Origin of the sequence: Hydrogenobaculum sp., assembly GCF_049967395.1 — a bacterium.
Lineage (GTDB): Bacteria > Aquificota > Aquificia > Aquificales > Aquificaceae > Hydrogenobaculum.
This window is the reverse complement of record NZ_JBMFST010000062.1, coordinates 1-5,873: the sequence shown is the minus strand read 5'-3', so window position 1 is coordinate 5,873 and position 5,873 is coordinate 1. Positions and strand designations below refer to the sequence as shown.

General features: G+C 33.1%; 7 protein-coding genes. 3 read left to right on the top strand and 4 right to left on the bottom strand.

The window, feature by feature from the left end:
• The 4 genes from ACP5S8_RS07505 to rdgB all read right to left on the bottom strand — a co-directional run.
• On the bottom strand, positions 1-404 hold a 404-nt coding region (locus tag ACP5S8_RS07505), incomplete at its 3' end, for a GGDEF domain-containing protein (protein ID WP_461876338.1).
• A complete protein-coding gene (locus tag ACP5S8_RS07500) occupies positions 401-1,339 on the bottom strand; it encodes an NAD(P)/FAD-dependent oxidoreductase (protein ID WP_461876337.1) in 939 nt (312 codons plus the stop codon). The genes ACP5S8_RS07505 and ACP5S8_RS07500, both read right to left, overlap by 4 nt.
• A complete protein-coding gene (locus ACP5S8_RS07495; RefSeq protein WP_461876336.1) occupies positions 1,332-1,511 on the bottom strand; it encodes a hypothetical protein in 180 nt (59 codons plus the stop codon). Before ACP5S8_RS07495 ends, ACP5S8_RS07500 begins: the two co-directional genes overlap by 8 nt.
• 1 nt (position 1,512) lies before the next feature.
• A complete protein-coding gene (gene rdgB, locus ACP5S8_RS07490) occupies positions 1,513-2,148 on the bottom strand; it encodes an RdgB/HAM1 family non-canonical purine NTP pyrophosphatase (protein ID WP_461876335.1) in 636 nt (211 codons plus the stop codon).
• Between the two features lie 132 nt (positions 2,149-2,280).
• Here rdgB and ACP5S8_RS07485 point away from each other — a divergent pair, with 132 nt between their 5' ends.
• Genes ACP5S8_RS07485 through ACP5S8_RS07475 form a run of 3 tightly spaced genes read left to right on the top strand, consistent with a single transcriptional unit; the run spans position 2,281 to position 5,793 of the window.
• Complete coding sequence (locus ACP5S8_RS07485) at positions 2,281-2,739, top strand: Fur family transcriptional regulator (RefSeq protein WP_461871034.1); 459 nt, start codon at positions 2,281-2,283, stop codon at positions 2,737-2,739.
• The gene (locus ACP5S8_RS07480) at positions 2,703-3,098 is read left to right on the top strand and encodes an acyl-CoA thioesterase (RefSeq protein WP_461876334.1); all 396 of its coding nucleotides are present in this window, start codon (positions 2,703-2,705) and stop codon (positions 3,096-3,098) included. Before ACP5S8_RS07485 ends, ACP5S8_RS07480 begins: the two co-directional genes overlap by 37 nt.
• A complete protein-coding gene (locus tag ACP5S8_RS07475; RefSeq protein ID WP_461871032.1) occupies positions 3,091-5,793 on the top strand; it encodes a [protein-PII] uridylyltransferase family protein in 2,703 nt (900 codons plus the stop codon). The genes ACP5S8_RS07480 and ACP5S8_RS07475 overlap by 8 nt, the downstream gene beginning before the upstream one ends.
• The last annotated feature ends 80 nt before the right edge of the window (positions 5,794-5,873 follow it).

The window sequence follows — 5,873 nt, the reverse complement described above, 5'->3', positions numbered from 1 at the left end:
ACGCTAAACGTAATGTTTTCATCTTTAAAATCTTTTTCTCTTATCTTGTTGTTAAAAGTTTTTCTTATCCTCTCTTCTACTTTAAGCGCTCCTGATATATCTGTATTTGGTAGTATAACAAGAAAACTACCACCTTCGTATTTTCCAGCCACATCGCTTTTTCTTAAACTTTCTTCCATGCTTTCTGCCAACGTTAAAAGCACTTCGTTACCTTTTTCATAGCCAAACTTCTTATTTATGTCTCTCAACCTGTCTATATCTAAAATTAGCAAAGAAAGATGCTTGTTTTCCCTTTCGCTGTAAGCTACCAATTTTCTACCTATCTCCTCTAAGCATCCAACAGAGCTTATGAAGGTTTCTTTGTAAAGCGCCAACAAGCTTAAAGGTAGCCTTTCTTTGCTCATACCGACGAGCTTACACCATATATGATATCGTGATAAATGCTAAGAAGAGCTTTCGCTCCTTCGCCGGCAGCGGTTATTATCTGCTTTGCAAATATGTTGGTACAATCTCCGGCTGCATAAGCCCCAAGCAAAGACGTCCTATTGTTTTGGTCTATGATTATCTCGCCCCATTTGTTTAGCTTTATACCAGTGTTTACAAAAAGCTCGGTGTTTGGCTTTGTGCCGATTTCTACAAAAACGCCTTCAGTTTCAAAATCGTATGTTTTACCGTTTTTCATATCTTCTAATTTAACACCCGTCACGCCTATGTTTTTATCTACGTATATCTCAAGCACTCTATGGTTTGTTAGGGCTTTTACCTTTTCATTTTTTAAAACTTTGTTTTGAAGGGATTCGTCAGCTCTAAATCTATCAGTATATTCAATTATTGTTATAGAAGATGCGTAATTTGCAAGTTGCTCTGCGGCCTCAAATCCAGAATTTCCACCACCCACCACTATGACTTTTTTATTTTTGTAAAAAGGCGCATCGCAAGTGTAACAATAAGATACACCTTTACCTATACCCTCTTCCTCACCCTTTACGCCAAGCTTTTTATGGTCAGCACCAGTGCATATTAAAACGTTTTCAGCTTTTATCGTGAGCCCATTTGATAAAGATATGGAAAAATCATGCTCTTTCAAAGCTCTAAAATCAATTACCTCGGCGTACTCAGGGGATACTTCCAAGTATTCAAGTTGTTCTATAAGTCTTTGGACAAAGCTAATACCGTCTATATTCTTAAAGCCCATATAATTTTCTATATCTCCAGAAGTCAATATCTGGCCACCCACATCCTTTGTAACAAGCACAAAATCCATCTTCTTTCTAGCTGCGTATATGGAGGCTGCAACACCGGCTGGTCCTCCACCTATTATCACAAGCTGCTTATTCATCTTTGTCTTTCCTTATGTAATTTACAAGATTGGCCACCAAACTGGCAAGGTATGTCATATCTTTTAACCTCTTTAACAACAACAATATAGAGCTTGCTATAACAATCCAAAATATTGTAATTACCACCATGCAAATAGCTATAACACCTAAAAAAAATGTATCCACACTCATATTATAACACTTTTTTTAACATAAAAAATACAGCCTCTAATGCCTTTCTTCTGTGAGATATTTTGTCTTTGTTTTCTATGTTTGCCAACGTGGTGGCATAACCTTCTGGTATAAATATGGGATCATAACCAAAACCAAAATTTCCAGAAGGCTCTTTCGCTATACTTCCTTTTAGCTCACCTTCTCCAAATATACCGTAGTTTTTTGATAAAACTATTGCAACAACGCTTACAAATTTTGCTTTTCTATTTTCTTCTTTTTCTAAAAGCCTTAAAACTTTGAGATTGTTTAGCTCATCTTTTGAAAGCTTGAAATCGTCTTCTTTTAAGACGTTGGATCCAAAACTATCTTTATAAAACCTTGAAGAATAGACCCCAGGTCTTTCTAAATTATCGCTTAAAGCTTCTACTACGAGCCCAGAGTCATCTGCTAAGGCTGGTATACCAAATGCATCATAATAAGCTTTGGCTTTCAGATAAGCGTTTGATAAAAATGTATTTGCATATTCCTCTACCTCTATTTCTTTTGGAGGGCTTACAAACTCTAAATCCAAATTTGCATCTTTTTTTAATGACTCCAAAATTGAGTAAAGTTCTTCAAACTTTTTTTTGTTTGATGTGCAAATCATTAGCTTCATAATCTCTCCTTAACCCTTAATTACATTATTATACATGCTAAAAAATTTTTTAAGTTAAACATGATAAACCTGGATTACTTTATATTTTATCACTGTTGCATTTTTAGCATACATTAGGTATATTATTAGGTGATGAATACAAAAAAGTTAAAGGAAGAGTTTAGGGCTTTTCTAAAAAAACATAACTATAAAATAACAAAAAATAGGTTGGATTTGATAGATGTTATAGCAAATTACAAAAAGCATTTTGAAATAGAAGAGCTTGTAAACTATATCCAAAATACACAAAAATTGGCTTCCAGAGCAACAATATATAGAACTGTAAAACTTTTGATGGATTTTGGCATAATAAAAGAAATAATAAAGCAAAATAATAAGACAATATACGAATTTTGCACCCAAGAAGGACATCACGACCATCTTGTATGCGTTTCTTGTGGACGTATCATAGAGTTTTTCAACGAAGATATAGAAAATTTACAAGAGGAGATTTGCCTGAAACACAACTTTTTACCCACTTATCATAGGCTTGAAATATTTGGATTGTGCGAGCAATGTCTGAAAAAAAAGCAACCTATACAAGAAAAGTAAACTTTTACGAAACGGACGCCCAAGGAGTGGTGCATCATTCAAACTACTTTAGATATTTTGAAGAGGCGAGGGGTTTTTTGTTAGAAAATCTTGGATACCCTTACTCCAAAATGCATAAAGACGGGTTTTTTGTAGTTTTAGTAGAAGCAAGCATAAGAATAAAACGTTCTATTCTTTATCAAGATGTTTTTGATATAGAAACATCAATGAATATAAAGAATGAATTTAGCCTTTACTTTGATTACAAAGTGTATGTGGATAATAAGCTTTGTGCGGTAGGAAATACAAAGCATTGCATAGTAAAAGACGGCAAACTCACAAGAATACCAGATTTTTTAATAAGGATTGTAAATGATTGATAAAAGCTATATAGACTTTATCAAAGACAAAGTATACAACCAAGAGGAGGCGCTTCAGTTTTTTGAGTCGCTTTTAGAAGTTCATCCTCACAAAGATACCCTTATATCGTATTTAAATCCAAGAAGGTTTTTGCTGCTTTTAGAATTGGGAGAAAGGTCGAGCTGTATAAAGAAATTAATCTTGAGACACCCCACGATATTTGAAGAGACTATACCGGAGCTTTGGTATAAGGTAAAATCAAAAGAAACCTATCTAAAAGAGATAAACGAACTGTATAAGCGCTATGACATGAGTTTTGAAGAGTTTTTGGCTTTTTATAGAAGAAGAGAGCTTATGAGACTCGTGGCGAAAGATATATTGAACACAGAGGATTTGGAAGATATACTGTTAGAATATTCGGCTTTAGCAGATGCTCTAATAGAAAGCCTTATTAAGCATATATCAAACGACAATGCAAAGGAACTTTTAGTAATAGGCATGGGTAAACTTGGGTCCCACGAGCTAAATTTTTATTCAGATATAGACGTTATGTTTTTCTCAAAAGACAACAATCAATACTATGACAATATTTGTAAGCTTTTTATGAAAAGCATAAATACAAATACAAAAGAGGGAGAGATATATATAACAGATGCCGATTTGAGGCCTTTTGGAAAGTCTGGTCCCATAGTAATGAGTATAGAGGCTGCTGAAGACTATTATGAGATGTATGGAAGGTTTTGGGAAAGGATGGCTCTAATAAGGGCAAGGGCTGTATACGATGAATCTTCGTTGTTTTCAAGTTTTTATAAGAATATCATAATACCTTTTGTATTTAAAAAGTCTATAGACCAAAGAGATTTAGACAATATTGCTCTTATGAAGGAAAAAATAGAGTTAGAACAAAAAAAGAAAACTCTGTCAAAAGGTTACAATGTAAAAACTGGTGAGGGTGGTATAAGGGAAGTAGAGTTTAGCCTTCAAGCTATGGCACTTCTTCTAGGAGGTAAAAAACCTCTTTTGAGAGATGGTAATACGTATAGACTTATAATGAAGCTAGAACAAAACGGTATACTATCAGAAGAGGAGGGCAATTCTTTAAAAGAGGCTTACACGTTTCTAAGAAGATTGGAACATCTTATACAAATAAAAAATTGTGTACAAGATCATGTTTTAAAAGACCAAGATATAGAAAAATTTGCTTTTTTTATGGGCTTTTCAAAAGATAAATTTGACAACGTTTTGTCGTTGCACAAGGCTAGGGTCAGAGAGATTTTTGATAACTTGCTTCCTAAAAGCAGAAAAAAAGTAAGTTTGAACCCATGTCAAGAAGCCTTAATATTAGAAGATGCTGAGGGCTTTTCTCAGTGTATACCAAATGTAAAGCATCCTAAAAACTTCTTCAACTCAATATTGGGTATATTTCAGGGCAAAGAAGGTGTATATCTATCAGAAAAAGAAAGGCAAAAGTTTTTAGAGTATTTACCTACACTTATAAAAAAAATAAACTCATCAAAAGAGCCAGAGCTTATTGTGAGAAACCTTGAAAAGTTTATAATGAGTAAAACCGGCAGGCGCATAATATTTGAGAAAGAAAGTATATTTGAATCCCTTTTAGATATATTTGAAGCGTCAAACACGGTATCTACGGAGATATCAAGATATCCAGATACTGTAGAAGATATATTAACCCTTTATCAGGATTTTCCTAATAAAGAAGAGATAAGAAGGGATTTAGATAACTATAAAGGACTTGAATTAGATAAATTAAACCTTTTTAGAAGGTTTAAAAGAGCATGGGAAATAAGGATAATACTTAACTATATAACGAAATCTAAAAACTTGATAAAATTGTTTGAAAGTCTATCAGATTTGGCAGAGGTAGTTTTAGAAGGTAGTTTTGAGCTAAGGGAAGACACTCTTTTAATTGCTCTTGGTAAGCTTGGATCTAAAGAGTTAAACGTAAATTCTGATTTAGATTTGTGCTTTGTTACTAAAGACAATCAGACTAAAATCAATTCAATAAATTATATACAAGATTTTATAAAGTTTCTGACGACACACACAAAAGAAGGTTATCTGTATGCGGTTGATTTTAGGTTAAGACCTATGGGTCAAAAAGGTGAATTAAACCCCACTCTTGATTTTTATAAAAACTACTTTGAAAATGAGGCAAGATTTTGGGAAAGGCTAAGCTGGACAAGGTATAGAGTGATTGCGGGCGATCAAAATCTAAAAAAAGAATTTGAACACATAGTAGATAAGTTTTTGTTTGAAAAAGATATAACGGAAAAAGAGGCGCAAGAAACACTCAATATGAAATTTGAGATAGAGAAGAACCTAAAATATTCTAAGGACAAAATAAATATAAAGTTGGCATCTGGGTCTATGATGGATGCTGAATTTATTACTCAGTTATATATATTAAAAGAAAAACTGAAGGAACCTTCTATGTTAAAAGCTATGGATATTCTAAAAAATACTTATCCTTTCTTTGAAAGACTAAAAGAACTTTACTTATATCTAAGAGGTTTAGAAACTTCTTTAAGATTAAAAAGAGAGGGTTCTACATCCACTTTAAGTGTTATGGATTTTGGAGAAAAAACATTCAACGAAACTAAAGATATCATGAAAGAAATAAGGAGCATTTTCTTAGAAAATACAAATAGACTTATTAACCCCCACCCTAATCTAAATCATATAAAACCCACTTGACAAAAAGATATGAATCGTGTATACTTAATATTCTCAATTGGTTGATAGCTTCAAAAAGATGGCTATCAACGGTCGTACTT